Annotated in this window: 14 protein-coding genes and 1 pseudogene; 8 read left to right on the forward strand and 7 right to left on the reverse strand. The window is 63.6% G+C overall.

Features of this window, described 5'->3' with window-relative positions:
- Positions 1-11 precede the first annotated feature (11 nt).
- From IEV87_RS00205 to IEV87_RS00225, 5 genes are read right to left on the reverse strand one after another with little or no spacing between them, the layout of a single operon-like run.
- The gene (locus tag IEV87_RS00205; RefSeq protein ID WP_188475629.1) at positions 12-872 is read right to left on the reverse strand and encodes an ABC transporter permease; all 861 of its coding nucleotides are present in this window, start codon (positions 870-872) and stop codon (positions 12-14) included.
- Positions 865-1,809, reverse strand: a complete 945-nt coding sequence (locus IEV87_RS00210; protein ID WP_188475630.1) for an ABC transporter permease — start codon at positions 1,807-1,809, stop codon at positions 865-867. Before IEV87_RS00210 ends, IEV87_RS00205 begins: the two co-directional genes overlap by 8 nt.
- A 47-nt stretch (positions 1,810-1,856) precedes the next feature.
- Positions 1,857-3,440 (reverse strand): ABC transporter substrate-binding protein, encoded by a 1,584-nt coding sequence (locus tag IEV87_RS00215; RefSeq protein ID WP_188475631.1) that lies wholly within the window; start codon positions 3,438-3,440, stop codon positions 1,857-1,859.
- A gap of 23 nt (positions 3,441-3,463) precedes the next feature.
- Entirely contained in the window at positions 3,464-4,411 is a 948-nt protein-coding gene (locus IEV87_RS00220) for an oligopeptide/dipeptide ABC transporter ATP-binding protein (RefSeq protein WP_229737383.1), read from the reverse strand.
- Positions 4,404-5,417: an ABC transporter ATP-binding protein gene (locus IEV87_RS00225; RefSeq protein ID WP_188475632.1), complete on the reverse strand. Its 1,014-nt coding sequence runs from the start codon at positions 5,415-5,417 to the stop codon at positions 4,404-4,406. The genes IEV87_RS00220 and IEV87_RS00225 overlap by 8 nt, the downstream gene beginning before the upstream one ends.
- Before the next feature lie 49 nt (positions 5,418-5,466).
- Between IEV87_RS00225 and IEV87_RS00230 the strand changes: the two genes are divergently transcribed.
- Complete coding sequence (locus tag IEV87_RS00230) at positions 5,467-7,071, forward strand: amidohydrolase family protein (RefSeq protein WP_188475633.1); 1,605 nt, start codon at positions 5,467-5,469, stop codon at positions 7,069-7,071.
- 668 nt (positions 7,072-7,739) lie between these two features.
- On the forward strand, positions 7,740-9,197 hold the full coding sequence (locus IEV87_RS00235; RefSeq protein ID WP_188475634.1) for an amidohydrolase family protein: 1,458 nt from the start codon (positions 7,740-7,742) through the stop codon (positions 9,195-9,197).
- Between the two features lie 28 nt (positions 9,198-9,225).
- On the opposite strand, the pseudogene IEV87_RS23050 reads toward IEV87_RS00235, so the two are convergent.
- Positions 9,226-9,432, reverse strand: a pseudogene (locus IEV87_RS23050) (IS5/IS1182 family transposase); the annotation flags it as partial.
- Positions 9,433-9,811: 379 nt separating this feature from the next.
- The gene (locus IEV87_RS00240) at positions 9,812-10,729 is read right to left on the reverse strand and encodes a LysR family transcriptional regulator (RefSeq protein ID WP_188475635.1); all 918 of its coding nucleotides are present in this window, start codon (positions 10,727-10,729) and stop codon (positions 9,812-9,814) included.
- A gap of 151 nt (positions 10,730-10,880) precedes the next feature.
- Between IEV87_RS00240 and chvE the strand changes: the two genes are divergently transcribed.
- The 6 genes from chvE to IEV87_RS00270 all read left to right on the forward strand — a co-directional run bounded on the left by chvE (position 10,881) and on the right by IEV87_RS00270 (position 18,444).
- Positions 10,881-11,936: a multiple monosaccharide ABC transporter substrate-binding protein gene (gene chvE, locus IEV87_RS00245; RefSeq protein ID WP_188475636.1), complete on the forward strand. Its 1,056-nt coding sequence runs from the start codon at positions 10,881-10,883 to the stop codon at positions 11,934-11,936.
- Positions 11,937-12,007: 71 nt separating this feature from the next.
- Positions 12,008-13,528, forward strand: coding sequence for a multiple monosaccharide ABC transporter ATP-binding protein (gene mmsA / locus IEV87_RS00250; protein ID WP_188475637.1), 1,521 nt, complete (start codon positions 12,008-12,010; stop codon positions 13,526-13,528).
- 13 nt (positions 13,529-13,541) lie between these two features.
- Positions 13,542-14,777 carry a multiple monosaccharide ABC transporter permease gene (gene mmsB, locus IEV87_RS00255; protein ID WP_188475638.1) on the forward strand — a complete coding sequence of 412 codons (1,236 nt, stop codon included), beginning with the start codon at positions 13,542-13,544 and terminating at the stop codon, positions 14,775-14,777.
- A 3-nt stretch (positions 14,778-14,780) separates the two neighbouring features.
- Entirely contained in the window at positions 14,781-16,523 is a 1,743-nt protein-coding gene (gene araD / locus IEV87_RS00260; protein WP_188475639.1) for an L-arabinonate dehydratase, read from the forward strand.
- Positions 16,523-17,446 carry a Gfo/Idh/MocA family protein gene (locus IEV87_RS00265; protein WP_188475640.1) on the forward strand — a complete coding sequence of 308 codons (924 nt, stop codon included), beginning with the start codon at positions 16,523-16,525 and terminating at the stop codon, positions 17,444-17,446. The genes araD and IEV87_RS00265 overlap by 1 nt, the downstream gene beginning before the upstream one ends.
- Positions 17,446-18,444, forward strand: a complete 999-nt coding sequence (locus IEV87_RS00270) for an aldose epimerase family protein (RefSeq protein ID WP_188475641.1) — start codon at positions 17,446-17,448, stop codon at positions 18,442-18,444. Before IEV87_RS00265 ends, IEV87_RS00270 begins: the two co-directional genes overlap by 1 nt.
- The last annotated feature ends 4 nt before the right edge of the window (positions 18,445-18,448 follow it).

An 18,448-nucleotide genomic window follows, 5' to 3' on the forward strand; every position in this document is an offset into this window, starting at 1 on the left:
AAGGCGTTGCTTCACCGCTGCCGACCCGGGTTCAATGCGTCGCGCAATCCGTCGCCCAGCAAGTTGAACCCGGTCACCAGCAGGAAGATGGCTGCGCCGGGCACGGTGGCGACGTGTGGGGCCCTGTTCAGAACCGTGCGCCCTTCGCCGGTCATCAGGCCCCAATCTGGTGTCGGAGGTTGAATGCCGAGACCCAGGAAAGACAGCCCTGCGGCGGTTATGATGATCGTGCCGATGATCGTCATCGAATAGACGATGGTGGCGGCCAGCACATGTGGCAGCACCTCGCGCAGGAGGATGCGGGGCACGGGCGTGCCCAGAGCGCGGGCGGCCTCGACCCACGGGGCCTCGCGATGTGACAGCGCTTCGGTATAGGCGACGCGGGTGTTGAAGGGCAGCAGCACGAGAACCATCGCGATGATCAGGTTCGGCAGGCCGGGCCCCAGAATTGCCGCCAGCAGAATGGCGAGCAGCACCATGGGAAAGGCGAAGAGCACATCCATCATCCGCATCACCAGTGCGCCCGCCCGGTCGAACCAGGCTGCCGCCAGGCCGAGCGGCACCGCGATCGCGGCTGAGATCGCGACAGGCATGGTGCCGGTGATCAGCGAGGCCCGCGCGCCGTGAATGGTCCGCGACAGAACATCCCGTCCCTGCGTGTCGATGCCCAGCCAGTGGCCTTCGGTTCCGGGCGGCTTCAGGCGCAGCTTGATGTTGGAGGCGTTCGGATCGAACGGGGCGATGTGGTCGGCAAAGATCGCCATCAGGACAAAGCTGCCGACAAGTGCGCCACCGACCCAGGCTTGTGGGGGCAGGGCGCGGGCGAAGTGGCCGAACCTGGCGGCAAGAGGCGGGCGCAGCGCTTCAGTCACGGTGCACGTCCAGCCAGCGGATCAGGATATCCGCGAGAAGATTGCCGAGAACGAACACCAATGCGACGGCAAGCACGCATCCCTGAACCATCGGGCCGTCCCTTGCGATGATGGACGTGTAAAGTTGCTGGCCGATCCCGGGCCAGGAAAAGATCACCTCCGTGAAGATCGAGGAACCGAAGAGGTAGCCGATCTGAAGGCCGCAGATGTTCACGAAAGTCGGCAGGATCGCGCGGACGCCGTGTCCGTAAAGCAAACGGAACCCCCGGACGCCGCGCGACCGGGCGGCGGTGACATGCGATCTGGCCAGCGCCTCGACCATGGCCGCTCGGGTGACGCGGGTGACGATGGCCAGTGACGTGGCCGCCGTTGTCAGCGCGGGCAGGAACAGATGCGCAGTGAGGTCGGGCAGGCCGCCGGGGGTAATGAAATCATACATGCCCGACGCGGGCAGCCAGGGCAGGGTGATGGAGAATGCGACGATCAGCACGAGGCCGAGCCAGTAGGCCGGCATCGAGGCCAGCAGGAAGGTCAGCGTCTTGACCGTGTGATCCGTGGCCCGATCCTTTCGGACGGCGGAAAGCGGCCCGAGTAGGGCGGCGCCCACTACGGTGATCGCAAGGCCCGCGCCCATCAGGATCAGAGAGTTGCCGGTCTTCTCCAGCACAACCGCAGTCACCGGCGTCCGCATGACGTGGCTCACACCGAGGTCACCCTGAAGCGCCCGGCCAAGCCAGATGCCAAACTGTACCGAGAACGGACGATCAAGGCCCAGTTCGGCCCTCAACCGCGCGATGCTGTCTTCATTCGCGGCCAACCCCAGCAGGTTCAGCGTCACGTCGCCTGGCAGCAGGTAAAGCGACAGGAAGACAAGGAAGGTCACGCCCAGAAGCACGGGCAGGACCTGAAAGGATCGCATCAGGATGTATTTCGTCATGTTGGCCCCCTCGGGCGGCCCGGGGAGAGACCGGGCCGCCTGTCGGTTCAGTCCTTGGTCACGATGGCCATGTCGGGCCAGTGTTGCGGCGCAAGGACGAAATTGCCGATGGCGGCGGATGTCGCCACCACCCCAAGCGGCGAATGGGTGGGAATGAATGTTGCTTCCTCGCAGATAATGTCCCGGATCTCGTGGAGGTTGCCGACCATTTCCTCCTTGGTGGCCGAGGTGCGAGCCTTGACCAGCAGGTCATCCACCACAGGGTTCTCGTAGTAGCCGGAGTTGTAGCCGTTCGGCGGCAGTGCCGACGTGGCCAGCACGGCGTCCAGCCAGTTGAATGTGTTCTCGCCCCAGGAGATTTCCAGCAGGCTCGATCCCGGCTGCATCCCCTGGTTCATCATGGTGAAGAAACTGCCGATATCCATGACCTCGATCGACGCGGTGATCCCCACCTCGGCCAGGTTGCGCTGGAACCATTCGGCATCGGCAACCATGTTCACGTCGCCCGCACCGCCCGGCGTCCAGATCATCTTGATCTCAAGCCCGTCGGCATAGCCGGCCTCGGCCAGCAGCGCTCTTGCACCCTCGGGGTCGTAACCGTTGCAGGTGTAGCCTTCGTCGTACCCCGGACCGCCGACGTTCAGGATGCCATAGGCCGGGATCGCCTGCCCAAGGCGGAGGTCTTCCGCCAGCCCCTCGCGGTCGAGCGCCATGGAGATCGCCTTGCGCACCCGCGCATCCTTCATGGCCTCTTCGCGCAGGTTCAGCCAGATCACGTAGACCGTCGGCAACTGCCCGGTGACAATCTTGAACCCCTGGCTTTCCAGATAGTCGGTATTGTCGGGGGTCGGTGTGGCGGCAATGTCGATCGCGCCGGTTTCCAGCGCCTGCTCGCGGGAGGAGACGTCGACCATGGGCCGATAGATCAGCCGGTCATACTGAGGTGTCCGGGCGGGGTTCCAGTAGTCCTTGTTGGCGGCAAGCTCGATCTTTTCGCCAAACACACGCTCCACAAACTTGAACGGACCCGTGCCGACAGGGGTTGTCGCGAAATCATCGTTCGGGACGGCGGCTAGCGCCTTGGGGCTGGCCATCCAGGTCGACCCGATGCCGCCCTGTCCCATGCGCAGCAGAAATTCGGCGTTGGTGGTGTTCAGCACGATCTCGAAGGTCATGTCGTCGACGGCGCGATAGGAGGCGACGTCCTGCCGCCACCAGGTGTTCTGCTGGAACGCCTTCTCGTAGAATTGCGGCGCCTCGCGGTTCATGATCCGGTCGAAGTTGAAGACGGCGGCTGCGGCGTTCCATGGCTCTCCGTCATGGAAGGTCACGCCGCCCCGCAGCTTGAACGTGTAGGTGAGCCCGTCGTCGGAAATCGTCCAGCTTTCGGCCAGGGCCGGCACGACGTCCGGCGCCTTGGTGCCAGGTTTCGTCAGGTCCTGCATGACCAGGCCTTCATACATATTCGACACCACCCGCGCAGTGAGCCAAAGGGCCTGGGTATGGGGATCAAGGGCAAGCGGTTCGCCCTCGATTCCCATCACGATCGTCTTGTCTTGGGCAAGCGCGGGAAGCGCCGTCGATGCCGCCAGAGCGGCGGCGAGCGTGAGAGCCTTGAAAATCGGTTTCATGTGTTTTCCCTGTTGTTGTTTGTTTAGTCGGTCAGTGCATGGCATGCGGTGGTGTGGTCCGGGCCCACAGGTCGTTCGGGCGGGCGTTCGATCAGGCAAATCGGGCGCACCTTTGGGCAGCGCGCGGCAAAGCGGCATCCCCCCGGGGCGGCATCGGAGCCGGGTGTTTCCGGCACCAATTCCGGAAGGCCCCCGCCATTCAGCACACTGGCGCGGAGCGCACGCGTGTAGGGATGGCGCGGGGCGTCATAGAGCTCGTCTGCGGGGCCGGTTTCCATCAGCTGGCCGCGATAAAGAACCGCCGTCCTGTCGCAGAAGTGCCGCACCACTTCGAGGTCATGTGATACGAAGAGGAAGGTGAGGCCCGCTTCAGCCTGCACGCGGGCCAGCAGGTTCAGGATTTGCGCCTGAACGGAGACGTCGAGCGCCGAAACCGGTTCATCCAGAAACAGGAACCGAGGGCCGAGGGCGAGGGCGCGGGCAATGACGATCCGCTGGCATTGACCACCGGAGAACTGATGCGGGTAACGCGCGGCATCCGAGGGGGACAGCCCGACAGATTGCAGAAGCTCTGAAATCCGATCTGCCCGACGCTCCCGGGACCAGCCGGCATTGACCAGCGGCAGCGCGATGCTTTGTCCGATCGTGCGGCGCGGATTCAAAGCACCGAGGGCATCCTGAAAAACGATCTGCGCTTCGGTCGGGCGCAGAGGGGGCATCGGCATGTCGTCGAACGTCACGCTGCCCTCAGACGCGGCGATCAGGCCAAGAAGGATGCGCCCTAGGGTGGATTTCCCCGATCCGGATTCGCCAACCAGCCCCAGAATTTCGCCTTGCCGGATATCGAGTGTCACCGCGTCGAGCGCTGGCAGACCTGGGCCAAAGCGACGTGTAATCCCGCGCGCGCGGATCAGGACCGGGTCGGCCAATTCGCTCTTTCGCGGTGGCATATCGACGGCCGCCTCAGACATGCGCTGCCTCAGCCGGGTTGTGACAACGCAGGCGGTGCGCATTTCCGGTCTCTGCCAACTCCGTCTGGCAAATGGGCGAGGCATTGGCACAGCGCGGTGCAAAGCTGCATCCCGGCGGCCGGTCCCAGGGCGCGGGCGGTGTGCCGTCGATCTGCGGCAGCCTTCCCCGTCGATGCGCTGCCGACGGGCCGGAGGCCGTCAGGGCGACCGTGTAGGGATGGCGCGGACGTTGCAGAACACTAGAAACCGGCCCGTATTCACGCATTTCTCCCGCATAGAGGACCAGCACCTTGTCTGCCACGGCCTCCACCACCGCCAGGTCATGGGTGACAAGGATCATCGGTATCCGTTCTTCAGCCACGGTTTCGGCGAGAAGGCGAAGCACCTCGACCTGAACCGCGGCGTCGAGTGCGGTGGTCGGCTCATCGGCCAGAAGCAGGCGCGGCCGACCGGCCAACGCCATGGCGAGGGCAATTCGCTGGCACATGCCGCCCGACAACTGGTGCGGGACCCGAAGCATCAGGTTTTGCGGATCGGGCAGGCCAAGTCGGGTCAGCAGCTTCACCGCTTCGGCACGGGCCTCAACACGGCGTGTCCGGCGGTGCAGGCGCAGCACCTCGATCAACTGGCGCCCGACCGGCAGCATCGGGTGCAGCGAACCGCGCGGGTTCTGAAAGATCATGGCGACCTCGCGCCCCCGGAGATCGCGCCATTTCCGTTCCGAGAGCGTTGTCAGTTCCCGCCCGCCAAGGCGAACCGATCCAGTGACATGCGCGCCCTCCGGCAGCAGACCGGATATGGCCAGAGAGGTCAGACTTTTGCCCGACCCACTTTCCCCGACGATGGCCAACACCTCGCCCGGCGCGCAGGAGAGGGAGAGATCCCGCACGATGGCAGAGCGGCCACGAGGTCCCGGGAGGGAAATATTCAGACCCGTGACCTCGACCCCCGCCGCCGGGGCGGGGCTCTTCGTTTGAGGAGAGGGCAGGGACCGGAGAGCGCACATCGCAAAAGTCTCCGGCCGGACCGTGATCCGGGAAACCGGCGCATGCTCAATGGAAAACATTGAGAAAGCCGATGCACCGTTGCGACGGCGTGTATGCGAGGTGTTGCCAGACGTCGCTTTGGCCGAGGGCGCGTGCGGCAGAGGGAGCTTGATGGCACACGAACAAGAAACCGGCGGGTTTCAACACCAGCCCGTGACCCTGTTCCAAGGCGCGACCGTGATCGCATGGGACGGCGATCGACACTGTCGGCTCGACGATGGAGAGGTTGCGATTGCCGGCGACACCATTTGTTTCGTGGGGCGCGTGTATGACGGTCCGGTCGCCACCCGGGTCGATGCGACTGGCACCATCCTGTCACCGGGCCTTGTCAGTGCCCATTCCCATGTGGGTGTGCAATCCGCCTCACGTCTGATCCTCGATGGCGGGCGGCCGGAGTTCTCGCGGGCGCTGTTCCTGAACTATCTGCCGCCCCCGCTTGGCGCTCCCGGGTATCTCGACCGGCCGGACCATCCGGACTCGCTGCGCTACGGGATGGCCTCCCTGCTCCGGCACGGGGTTACCTGCACCGCCAATTATGCGCCGGGCGGGCCTGACGGCGGCGCAGTCATGGCGCGCAAGGCCGAGGAGTTGGGGCTGCGGCTTGTCTATGCGCCAGTCACTACGGGCGGCGCCTATCATTTCGACCCGGCCGGTCAATTGGTGACCGTGATGGACGAAGCCCGGGGCCTTGAGGAAGTTGCGACGGCCGATGAGTTCCTTGCTGGCCTGGCACCGGGCGGTTTGGTGTCGGGCATGGTCTTTCTGGACGAGCTGCTGCTCAGCACCGACCGCCTGACAGAAGCTTGTCTGGCGCTGGCGGCAAAGCACGATACCGGCGTGACGCTGCACGCTGCGGAACAGGCCTGGGAATTCCAGTATTTTCTGCGCCACTACGGGCTGACCCCCGTCGGCTATATGGACCGGGCGGGTCTTCTTGGCCCGAGGACATTGATTGCCCACGGCCTGATGACGGCCGGACATTCCGCGACCGGGCATCCGCAGGGGGACGACCTTGAAATCCTTGCGGCCAGTGGCACCCATATCGCCCACTGTCCGATGGTTCAGGCCCGGCGTGGATACGGGATGGAGAGCTTCCAGCGTTACCTAGACGCCGGTATCCGCCTTGCCATCGGCGCGGATACCTGGCCGCTGGATATGCTGGGCGAGATGCGGACAGCGGCGATCGTGGGCAAACTGGCGGACGGCCGCTTCGACGCCGCGCGCGCCGTTGATATTTTTCACGCCGCGACGGTTGGCAGTGCCGATGCTCTGGGCCGTCCGGACCTTGGACGGATTGCCGTCGGGGCCCGCGCGGACCTTGTGCTGTTCGAGACCGAGCGGTTCTCTGTCGGACCGATGCGGGATCCGGCTCAGACGCTTGTGCATCTTGCGACGCCGGGTGACATCCGTGAAGTCTGGTCGGCCGGGCTCCGACGCTTTGCGGGCGAGCCCGACTGGGAAGCCGAGACGTATCGCGCCGGAGTCAGGCAGGCCAGGGCCGAAGTGACCGCGTTCGAGGCCGATCACTGGTCCGGACAGCGGGTCGACGACATCTTTCCCGACCTTCTGCCTGTCTGGACTGCTACCCCAGTCGAGGGGGGCGATCCGCGATGATCTGCTCCATCACGAAATGACCGGTCACGCGTTCCAGATCGAAGCTGCAGATGCGAGATTGATAAATGCGGTCATATCCCTGAACGCCCCGGCAGACCGTGGCGATCAGGCAATCCCATTCCCGCCAACTCGCCAGAATTGAGTGACTTCCGGTAGCGCCTCGACATGGGTTCGGAACGCGCGGGACCAGTCATCCGCGTGATGACGGGTCCGCATCGTCAGCAGAACGTTCACGTCTAGGTCAAGCGCTGCGAGATCAATTCGGGCACAGGAGCCGTACAGAATGCCTTACGCTTGAAGCCGCGACAGCCGTCTTTCCACGACAGGCCGACAGTCTCGACATCGAAGCTCGGATTGCCGCCGGAGACGAACTTGCCCGTCCGGGGTTCATGCGGTTCAACCTCAGCGCTCTTCTGACCGAAAACGAGACTTGCCGCATTCTTGACGCGACCTGTGATCAGCCTCGATTGGCCAAAACCGAAGCCTCGGCATTTCGGGGGACGTCGCCAATGCGGTCTTACTGCCTGTCACCCCTGTCCGAAACATCATCGAGACGGCCAGTTCAGCATTGATCCAATAGCGGGACGTCTCGTCGCCGGACCAGACTAAGCTGCGCCGGAGAAGCGCCGTGCGAGACAGGGTGCGCGGCGGACAGACGGAGACTGACAATGAAGACGACCTTGATCCGAGGCTGCGATGTGATCGCAGAAGACGGGCAGGGCAGCGCCCTGCTGCGGGGCGGTGAGGTGGTGATCGAGGGTGATCGCATTGCCTTTGTTGGACGCGCGTGGTCGGGCGTGGCTAACGAAACCATTGAGGCAGCAGGCAAAGTTCTGATGCCCGGGCTGGTGTCGACCCACGCACACATCTCGGCGCAGGAGTTGCAGCGCTCTCTGGTCGACACGGGCGAACGGCAGTTCCTGAGGTCCGGTTTCCTTCACTTCACCCCGGCCCGTCGCGACGGGCGCAGCACCCCGGGCGACGCGGCGGGCAGCCGTGCCTCGATGGATTGGGCCTTTGCAGCGCTCCTGTCCCACGGGGTGACAACAGTTCTGGCATTTGGCCCGGCAGAGCCAGACGGTGGCGAGGCATTTCTTGAGTCCGCCGAACAGGCAGGTATCCGTCTGGCATGGTCTCCGACCATTTCCGGCGGCGGATACTGGCTTGAGGAAGACGGCCGCGTGACGCCCGAGATCAACGAGGCCGAGGGTCTGCGCCAGCTTGAGGCGACGGTGGAGTTCGCGGCGCGTCAAGAGGGGTCGCTGAGCGGTCGCCTGTCGCCGGTGATATCGCTCGACGAATATTATGCCTCCACACCGGAGCTAAGACGGGCCTGCAAGCAGGCCGCCCATGAGATCGGGGCGCCCTTCACGCTGCACTTTCTGGAACAGCATCGCGAGTTCTTCGAGACGATGGCGCGCACGGGACGAACGCCGGTGGAACTGCTGGCCGAGGAGGGGGTGCTTGATCCAACGACGATCCTTGGCCACTGCATCTACGTGGCCTCGCACAAGGCCATCAATTTTCCACTGGTGGATGACATCGCGATCATGGGCGCGTCCGGAGTGTCCGTCGCGCATTCTCCCGTCGCCTTTGCCCGGCGGGGTATCTGTCTGGAAAGCTTCGACCGATATCGGGATGCTGGCGTGAATATGACCATGGGCACCGACACCTATCCCTTCGACGGCTTCGCCGAGATGCGGATGACGGCCATCGGCGGCAAGACTGCCGATTTCAACTATGAAGCTGCCGGCTCACGTGCGGTTTTTGATGCCGCAACCAAGGGGGGAGCTCGAGCGCTCGGGCGGAATGATCTGGGGCGGATCGAAGTCGGTGCCAAGGCGGATCTCGTCCTCGTCGATCCGCACCAGATCGGCTTTGGTCCGAACCTCGATATTCTCAAAGGCCTTGTGCATTTGGGCGGTCAGGCTGTGGTCGAGAACGTCTGGGTCGATGGTCGCCTGCGGGTGTCGGGTGGCCGCTACCTTGGTGCGGACATCCGGTCGCTTGCTGATCGATTGGACCGTGCGGCGCGTGATCTGGATGTCCAACATGCGTCCTATGATGTCCAGGGGCGGACATTCTCGGAACGCTTCCCGAGTGCGCTGCCGGAGTGGACAGGCTAAGTACTGAAGTCATTTTATTTGACATCCCGTAGGTGACAATTGTGGCGAGACCAATGAAAGAAAAGGACTCGTTGGGACATCTGTCGTATCTGGTTGCCACACGCCTTCAGTCCTTGAACCTGCCAAACAAGATCTTGATACGGCTGCACCTTTTGTCGCGGCGCTTGTCGTACCAGACTGGCGCTTTGCGTTGCTTCTGGCCTTGGAACCAGGCGCGCATCCACTTGTCGTTCAATCCTGCTTCTCATGGGTTTGATCCGCCGATCGGAGCAAAGCTATATTTGCAAGATGACGGTGTGGTATGGAGCGTGGTATATCAGGAAAGACAAGAAGAAATATTTATGTAATTTAGGTATATAACAGATTAATAAGGCGGACTTCGTCTCCGCCACTCAGCCTACATTTCTGTTATTCCGGGTCGCTCGCGGCTGATCTGGCCACAGTTTCGCAATGTCGTCTCCACGTCAGAATGCGAGGAGCCGGGGCATCGCGACTGGTCCTTTCCCGTCTGAAGTGGTCCGCCGACATTCCTGGATCATCGCGGTGTCAGGATGGCTAAGACATGGCGCGAGCCAAAGAGGATCGCGGTAGGGACGGGTCAGGGGACGTGTCGATCAAAGCGTTTCGAAGACCGCGTTGATGAGGAGGATGGCGGCCTGGGGGAGTTGTCCGAACCGGTTCCGGATGATGAAACAGGGCGGCACCATGATCGGGTCGGCCAGTTCCAGCGCGACCACGTTCGTGCCAAGCGGACCGTGGGCGAGCATCTTGGCGACCTCTTCGGACTGCGGCGCGATCGTATCCGTCGACTCGAGCAGCGAGAGGACCACCAGCAGGGACGACGAGTTGGTGATCCGGGTCGGCGTGGCGATCCTCTTTTCGTGAAAGGCGGCTTCGACGGCCTGTCGGATCGGGGAGCCGATCTCCTGCACCACCCATTCGAACTGATTGAGATCGTTCAGATCGATCCGCTTCTCCGCCGCAAGCGGGTGCTCCGGCCGGACGAGGAGCGACACGATTTCGCTGCGTGCGGGCTGAAGCCTGAAATCCCGCGAGTCGTATTCGGGCGGAATGCGGGCGATCACGAAGTCGAAGCGGCCTTCGACAAGGCCTCGCACCAGTTCGGTCGAGGGGCCCACATCGATCGTCATCTCGATGTCCGGCGCGGATGCCTTGACGGACCGTATCGCGGGCATCAGCAGTCCGACCGCCGGTCCGGTCACGGCGCCGACCCTGACACGGCCGGATTGCCCTGACGTGATCCGGCGGGCGTCTTCGTCGAGAGCGCCGTATTCTTCAAGGATAACCTTGGCGTGCCGGATGCAGAGGTCACCGAGGGCCGTGGCCTGCATCCCCTTGGGATGACGTTCGAAGAGAGGGCCGCCCATCCTCTTTTCCATATCGGCCAGAACCCGGGAGGCAGCCGGTTGAGACATGCCCGCCATCTGGGCCGCCCGCTGGAGCTGTCCGGATTCTGCGACCTTGATCAACAGGTTGAGGTGCGTCGGTTTGAGTCGTGTAGCGAAGTCCATACCAAGGCATACCCTTTTTGATATGCAGATTGTCGAAAATTCGAATTGAGAGTTATGATCGGCACCTGTTACCGATCGTCAAGGTTCGGGAGGACCTGAATGGGAGATGAAGTGCAGGCCCGAAATGCCGGCTTCAAGTTGGAGGAACACCATGAAGTTCACGAAATTCCTGGCCTCGGCCAGTGCATTTGCCATGCTTGCGACTGCAGCTCTGGCAGACGGTACCGTAGGGATCGCCATGCCGACCAAGTCTTCGGCGCGCTGGATCTCGGACGGCAATTCGATGGTCGAACAGTTCAAGGCGGCGGGTTACGAGACCGATCTGCAGTATGCCGAGGACGATATTCCCAACCAGCTGGCCCAGATCGAGAACATGATCACCAAGGGCGTCGACGTGCTGGTGATCGCGGCGATTGACGGGACGACCCTGTCGAACGCGCTGGAAAACGCCGCTGCATCGGGCATCAAGGTCATCGCCTATGACCGCCTGATCCGTGACAGCGGAAACGTCGACTACTACGCCACCTTCGACAACTTCAAGGTCGGTGTGCAGCAGGCTACGACGCTGGTCGACGGTCTCAAGGAACGTTTCCCGGATGTGAAGCCATGGAACGTGGAGCTGTTCGGCGGGTCGCCCGACGACAACAACGCCTACTTCTTCTATGACGGCGGCATGAGTGTGCTGCAGCCGCTGATCGACGATGGTTCGATCGAAATCGTGTCGGGCCAGATGGGCATGGACACGGTCGGCACCCTGCGTTGGGACGGTGCGGTCGCACAGGCACGCATGGATAACCTGCTGTCTGCCAACTACACCGACAAGGAAGTACACGGCGTTCTGTCGCCCTATGACGGCCTGTCCATCGGGATCCTGTCGTCGCTCAAGGGCGTCGGTTATGGCTCCGGCGACATGAAGATGCCGATCGTCACCGGTCAGGACGCCGAAGTGCCGTCGGTGAAATCCATCCTCGCGGGCGAGCAGTATTCGACCATCTTCAAGGATACCCGTGCGCTGGCCGGCGTGACCGTGGGCATGGTGGATGCGTTGCTGAAGGGCAGCGAGCCGGAAATCAACGATACCTCGACCTACGACAACGGCGTGAAAGTCGTACCGTCCTATCTGCTCGAACCGCTGCCGGTTACGGAGGCGAACTGGGAAGAGCTGCTGATCGGGTCCGGCTACTACACCATGGACCAGATCAAGTAAGATCGAAGGGATCCTCCCTGACCTGTCCGGGCGCATGTCCGGGCAGGTCGATCTAAGGACGAGAGGGTGTCATGTCCGCACTTCTTGAAATGCGCTCGATCACGAAGACCTTTCCGGGCGTCAAGGCGCTGGACGAAGTCAACCTGACGGTTCGCGAAGGCGAAATCCACGCACTGGTCGGAGAAAACGGGGCCGGCAAATCCACGCTGATGAAGGTCCTTTCGGGGGTCTATCCGGCGGGGAGCTACGACGGCGAAATCCACTACGCGGGTGGTCTGGCCGAATTCCGTGACATCGCGGACAGCGAAAAACGCGGCATCATCATCATTCATCAGGAACTGGCGCTCGTGCCGCTTCTGTCGATCGCCGAGAACCTGTTCCTGGGCAATGAACAGGCCAGCCGCGGGGTCATCGACTGGCGGGGCACCTTCCGGCGGACCGAGGATCTGCTGCGCAAGGTGGGTCTGCGCGAGGCGCCGACGACGCTGGTCGACAAGCTGGGCGTCGGCAAGCAGCAGCTGGTCGAGATCGCCAAGGCCCTGTCGAAAGAGGTGCGCCTGCTGATCCTGGACGAGCCGACCGCGGCCCTGTCGGAAAGCGACAGCCAGGCGCTGCTCGATCTGCTGCTGGAACTGAAGGCGCAGGGCGTCACCAGCATCATCATCAGCCACAAGCTGAACGAGGTGCGCCGCGTGGCCGACACCGTGACCGTCATCCGGGACGGTTCGACCGTGTCGACCATGGATGCGCGAACGCAGGAGATCACAGAGGATGCCATCGTGCGGGACATGGTGGGCCGGGACATGGCGCATCGCTATCCGGCGCGGGACCGCCGGGCGGGCGACGTGCTGTTCGCGGTGAAGGACTGGAACGTCTGGCATCCCGAACATGCGGACCGGCAGGTGATCAAGTCGGCCAACTTCGAGGTCCGCGCGGGCGAGGTCGTCGGGATCGCGGGGCTCATGGGATCGGGCCGGACGGAGCTGGCGATGAGCATCTTCGGACGCTCCTACGGCCAGAACATCTCGGGCCGGGTCAGCATCAAGGGGCAGGAGGTCGACGTCAGCCGCGTGGACCGCGCCATCGACGCCGGGCTGGCCTATGTTACCGAGGACCGAAAGAGCCTTGGCCTGATCCTCGAGGAACCGATCAACCGCAACGTCTCGCTCGCGCATCTGCAGGGCGTGTCGAAGAACGGCATCCTGAACGACAATCTAGAAACCGAGGTCGCGGAGCGCTACCGCAAGGCAATGAACATCCGCACGCCCTCGGTCTTCCAGAAGGTCATGAACCTGTCGGGCGGCAACCAGCAGAAGGTCGTGCTGTCCAAATGGCTTTTTGCGGAGCCCGAGGTTCTGATCCTCGACGAGCCGACGCGCGGGATCGACGTCGGCGCGAAGTTCGAAATCTACGGGATCATCAACGAGCTGTCCGCCATGGGGAAGGGCGTGCTGATGATCTCTTCCGAAATGCCCGAACTCTTGGGCATGTGTGACCGCATCTACGTCATGAACGAAGGCGCCTTGGTCGGCGAACTGACCGCCGAAGAGGCCAGCCAGGAGCGGATCATGTCGCTCATCGTGACCGAATAAGGGGGGACAGGGCATGTCGATTGCAGAAACCACGGGGACCGAGGCCGAACCCATGGGGATTCGTGAATACCTTCTGGGCCACCTGCGCACCTACGGGCTGCTATTTGCGCTGATCGCAATCATGGTGTTCTTCCAGATCACGACCTCGGGCACGCTGCTGCGCCCGGTGAACATCACCAACCTGCTGCTGCAGAACAGTTATATCATCATCATGGCGCTCGGGATGCTGATCGTCATCGTGTCGGGCAATATCGACCTGTCGGTCGGGTCCGTCATGGGGTTCATCGGCGCGCTCGCGGCCGTGATGATCGTGCAGATGGACGTGCCCTACCTGCTGGCCATTGTCATCTGTCTGGTCGCCGGAGGCCTGATCGGGGCGGCGCAGGGCTATTGGGTCGCCTACTGGAAGATCCCCTCCTTCATCGTGACGCTGGCCGGGATGCTGGTCTTCCGCGGCCTGTCCCTGCTGCTGCTGGAAGGCCAGTCCGTGGGCCCGTTCCCGCGTGAATTCCAGGCGCTGGCGAACGGCTTCGTCTCGGACATTTTCCCGGCCGGGATCGGGCAGACCCTCGCCGCGATTTTCGGCGCGCGTCAGGTGAACGTGCTGGCCCTGGGCGTCGGCATCATCGCGGCTTTTGCCATCGTCTACAGCGGGCTGCGAGCCCGGGCGCGCAACCGCGCCTATGGCGTGGTGGACGAACCGCGCGCCTTCTTCGTCGCCCGCAACGTGATCGTCGTCGGGGCCATCGTGTTCATCATGTACAAGCTGTCGACCTTCCGGGGTCTGCCGAACGTGCTGATCACCATGGGTGTGCTGACCCTGATCTACGCCTTCCTGACCGAACGCACCGTGCTGGGCCGCCGGGTCTATGCGCTTGGCGGCAACCAGAAGGCGGCGAAGCTTTCGGGGATCAAGACCGAACGGCTGACCTTCCTCGCCTTCGTCAACATGGGTGTGCTGGCGGCTGCGGCAGGTCTCGTCTTCGCCGCCCGTCTGAACACCGCGACGCCCAAGGCCGGTTTCGCGCTGGAACTTGACGTGATCGCGGCGGTCTTCATCGGCGGGGCATCCATGTCCGGCGGCGTGGGGACCATCGTCGGAGCGGTGGTCGGGGCGTTCCTCATGGGCGTGCTGAACAACGGCATGTCAATCATGGGGATCGGCATCGACTACCAGCAGATGATCAAGGGTCTCGTGCTGCTCGCCGCCGTCATCTTCGACGTTTACAACAAATCCAAGCAGGGGTGAGCCATGACCTTCAAATCCGCACCCTGGCCGCGCAGGCTCCGCTCGCAGGAGTGGTATGCCGGGAATGGCCGCGACACGATCTACCATCGTGGCTGGATGAAGAACCAGGGCTATCCGCATGACCTGTTCGACGGGCGGCCGATCATCGGCATCCTCAACACCTGGTCAGACCTGACGCCCTGCAACGGCCACCTCCGCGAACTGGCCGAAAAGGTGAAGGCGGGAATCTGGGAGGCCGGCGGCTTTCCGGTCGAGGTCCCGGTCTTCTCGGCGTCCGAGAACACCTTCCGCCCGACTGCGATGATGTTCCGCAACCTCGCCGCCATGTCGATCGAGGAGCAGATGCGCGGCCAGCCGATCGACGGTGCGGTGCTGCTGGTCGGCTGCGACAAGACCACGCCGTCCCTGCTGATGGCGGCTGCGTCGACCGACCTGCCATCCATCGTGGTGACCGGCGGGCCGATGCTGAACGGGTATTTCCGGGGCGAACGTGTCGGGTCGGGCACGCACCTATGGAAATTCTCCGAAGCGGTGAAGGCCGGGGAGATGACGCAGGAGGAATTTCTGGAGGCCGAGGAATCGATGAGCCGGTCGTCCGGCACCTGCAACACCATGGGCACGGCGTCGACGATGGCCAGCATGGCCGAGGCACTTGGCATGGCATTGTCGGGCAATGCCGCGATCCCGGCGGTCGACTCGCGCCGCCGTGTCATGGCGCAGCTGTCCGGGCGGCGGATCGTGCAGATGGTCAAGGACGATCTGAAGCCGTCGGACATCATGACCAAGCAGGCCTTCGAAAATGCGATCCGCACCAACGGGGCCATCGGCGGGTCCACGAACGCGGTGATCCACATGCTCGCCGTCGCGGGCCGGGTCGGCGTGGATCTGACGCTCGACGACTGGGACCGCTGCGGGAGGGATGTCGCGACCATCGTGAACCTCATGCCCTCGGGCAAGTACTTGATGGAAGAATTCTTCTATGCCGGCGGTCTTCCCGTCGTGCTGAAGCGTCTCGGCGAAGGAGGGCAGCTGCACAGGGACGCGCTGACCGTGTCGGGACAGACGATCTGGGACGAGGTGAAAGATGTCCGCAACTGGAACGAGGACGTCATCCTGCCGCTTGAGAAAGCCTTGACGAAGCAGGGCGGGATTGCGGTGGTGAAGGGCAACCTCGCGCCGCAGGGGGCGGTGCTGAAACCCTCCGCCGCGACGCCGCATCTTCTCAGACACCGGGGCAGGGCGGTCGTGTTCGAGGACATCGACGACTACAAGGCGCGGATCAACGACGACGCGCTGGATATCGACGAAACCTGCGTGATGGTTCTGAAGAACTGCGGTCCCAAGGGCTATCCCGGAATGGCCGAGGTCGGTAACATGGGGCTGCCGCCCAAGGTCCTGAAGAAGGGCATCACCGACATGGTCCGTATCTCGGATGCTCGGATGTCCGGCACGGCCTACGGCACAGTCGTCCTGCATACCTCTCCCGAGGCGGCGGCGGGGGGACCGCTGGCGGTGGTGAAATCCGGCGACATGATCGAGCTGGACGTTGAGGCGCGGCGGCTGCATCTGGATATTTCCGACGAGGAACTGGCGGCCCGACTGAAGGCCTGGGCGCCAAGTCACGAGCAAGTCGACAGCGGCTACCTATGGCTGCACCAGCAGCATGTGGAGGGGGCGGATACCGGGGCCGATCTGGGGTTCCTCAAGGGATGTCGCGGGTCGCCTGTCGGGAAGGATTCGCATTGATGGAAATCGCGCTCGTCGGCATCGGAAAGATCGCAATTGACCAGCACGTGCCCGCGATCAAGGACAGTCCGGACTGGGACCTGTCGGCAACCGTGTCGCGTCATGGTTCTGTCGAGGGCGTTCCGGCCTACGACGACTTCGCGCAGATGCTGGCGGAGCGGTCGGACATCCGGGTAGTGTCGCTTTGCCTGCCACCCGTGCCGCGGTTCACCTATGCCGAGGCGGCCATCCGTACGGGCCGTCACGTGATGCTGGAAAAGCCACCGGGGGCGACCCTGTCGGAGTGCCACGCGCTCGAGGCAATGGCGCGGGCGCATCGGGTGTCTCTCTATGCGACATGGCATTCGCGGCAGGCGGACAAGGTGCCTGCGGCCAAGTCATGGCTGGCGGGGAAGACGTTGCGCAGGCTGACCGTCAGTTGGCGCGAAAACGTGCGGCAATGGCATCCGGGGCAGGACTGGATTTTCGAGGCCGGTGGTCTCGGTGTCTTCGATCCGGGCATCAACGCCCTGTCGATCCTGACGGAAATCCTGCCCGATCCGATCCACCTGACCGGGGCGGAGCTGAGCTTTCCGGAAAACCGCGACACCCCGATTGCGGCCGAATGCCGGTTCCACCATCCGGCAGGGGCGGAGGTTTCGATGGCGCTCGACTTCCTCGAACCCGGAGAGCCGACCTGGACCATCCGCGCCGAAACGGATCAGGGCGTCATGGTGCTGGAAAACGGCGGCGGCAAGCTGACCATCGACGGCCGCGCGGATGACAGCGTGCCGGGGCTTTCGGGGGAATATCCCCGCCTCTACGCGCAGATGGCCAGACTGGTTGCGAAAGGCGGGATCGACATGGACCTCGCGCCGATGCGCCATGTGGCCGATGCCTTCACGCTTGGCCACCGCGTCACGGTCGCCCCCTTCGACTGGTGATGACCGTGCTTGAGGATACCGACCGGTTTGGACTTGCTCCGGACGGCAGCGCGGTGCGTGCGGTGGAGATCTCCGGCGGGCCGGTGACGGCGCGGGTGATGACGTGGGGCGCAAGCCTCATCGACCTGCGGATGGACGGGGTGGCGCATCCACTGGTCCTCGGGTCGCGCGACTTCGCCGCCTACCTCGGACCGATGCGCCATTTCGGCGCCATCGTCGGGCCGGTGGCGAACCGGATTGCCGGGGGGCGGATGAGCGTCGAGGGGCGCGAATTCGCGCTCGACCGGAACGAACTCAAACGCACAACTCTGCACGGCGGATCGGCGGCGTTCTCCCGCCGGAACTGGACGCTCAGGGCGGCGGACATCTCATCGATCACGTTCGGACTGCACCACACTCACGGAACCGGCGGCTTTCCGGGCGAACTCGACGTCGCGGCACGCTACAGCCTTGATGTCACGGGTGCCCTGACCATCGAGATCACAGGCCGCACCGATCGCCCGGCGATGCTGGGCCCTGCCTTCCACGGATACTGGTCGCTTGACGGCGGCTCTGACCTGTCCGGTCACAGGCTCACCATCGACGCGGATGACTACCTTACCGTCGATGATGAGAAGACCCCCTCGGGCAGTCCTGTCGCCGTGGCGGGTTCCGGCTTCGACTACCGGCACCCGCGCAGACCGGACGCGGCGCTGGATCACAACTTCTGCCTGGCCCGGACGCAGGGGCAGATGCGCCGGGCCGCGACGCTAGACGCGGGCGGGCTACGGCTGACGATCGAGACGACAGAGGTCGGGCTACAGGTCTATTCCGGCGGCGGTCTGGCAACCGCACCGGCGACGGGACTGGGTGGCCGGCCCTACGGGGCGAATGCGGGTATCGCCTTTGAACCGCAGTTCTGGCCCGACAGTCCGAACCGCCCCGATTTCCCCTCCCCGGTGCTGAGGCCGGGAGACACATACAGACAGGTGTCGCGCTTTGCCGTGACCCGAAGCTGAGAGG

It is taken from the genome of Primorskyibacter flagellatus (genome assembly GCF_014638275.1).
Taxonomy (GTDB): Bacteria; Pseudomonadota; Alphaproteobacteria; order Rhodobacterales; family Rhodobacteraceae; genus Pseudooceanicola; species Pseudooceanicola flagellatus_A.

Excerpts from the sequence above, each read along its gene's own strand:
- chvE (WP_188475636.1), top strand. The coding sequence starts at position 10,881 with ATGAAGTTCACGAAATTCCTGGCCTCGGCCAGTGCATTTGCCATGCTT.
- IEV87_RS00235 (WP_188475634.1), top strand. The coding sequence starts at position 7,740 with ATGAAGACGACCTTGATCCGAGGCTGCGATGTGATCGCAGAAGACGGG.
- IEV87_RS00225 (WP_188475632.1), bottom strand. The coding sequence starts at position 5,417 with ATGTGCGCTCTCCGGTCCCTGCCCTCTCCTCAAACGAAGAGCCCCGCC.
- IEV87_RS00265 (WP_188475640.1), top strand. The coding sequence starts at position 16,523 with ATGGAAATCGCGCTCGTCGGCATCGGAAAGATCGCAATTGACCAGCAC.
- IEV87_RS00220 (WP_229737383.1), bottom strand. The coding sequence starts at position 4,411 with ATGTCTGAGGCGGCCGTCGATATGCCACCGCGAAAGAGCGAATTGGCC.
- IEV87_RS00210 (WP_188475630.1), bottom strand. The coding sequence starts at position 1,809 with ATGACGAAATACATCCTGATGCGATCCTTTCAGGTCCTGCCCGTGCTT.
- araD (WP_188475639.1), top strand. The coding sequence starts at position 14,781 with ATGACCTTCAAATCCGCACCCTGGCCGCGCAGGCTCCGCTCGCAGGAG.
- mmsB (WP_188475638.1), top strand. The coding sequence starts at position 13,542 with ATGTCGATTGCAGAAACCACGGGGACCGAGGCCGAACCCATGGGGATT.
- IEV87_RS00230 (WP_188475633.1), top strand. The coding sequence starts at position 5,467 with ATGGAAAACATTGAGAAAGCCGATGCACCGTTGCGACGGCGTGTATGC.
- IEV87_RS00215 (WP_188475631.1), bottom strand. The coding sequence starts at position 3,440 with ATGAAACCGATTTTCAAGGCTCTCACGCTCGCCGCCGCTCTGGCGGCA.
- IEV87_RS00240 (WP_188475635.1), bottom strand. The coding sequence starts at position 10,729 with ATGGACTTCGCTACACGACTCAAACCGACGCACCTCAACCTGTTGATC.
- mmsA (WP_188475637.1), top strand. The coding sequence starts at position 12,008 with ATGTCCGCACTTCTTGAAATGCGCTCGATCACGAAGACCTTTCCGGGC.
- IEV87_RS00270 (WP_188475641.1), top strand. The coding sequence starts at position 17,446 with ATGACCGTGCTTGAGGATACCGACCGGTTTGGACTTGCTCCGGACGGC.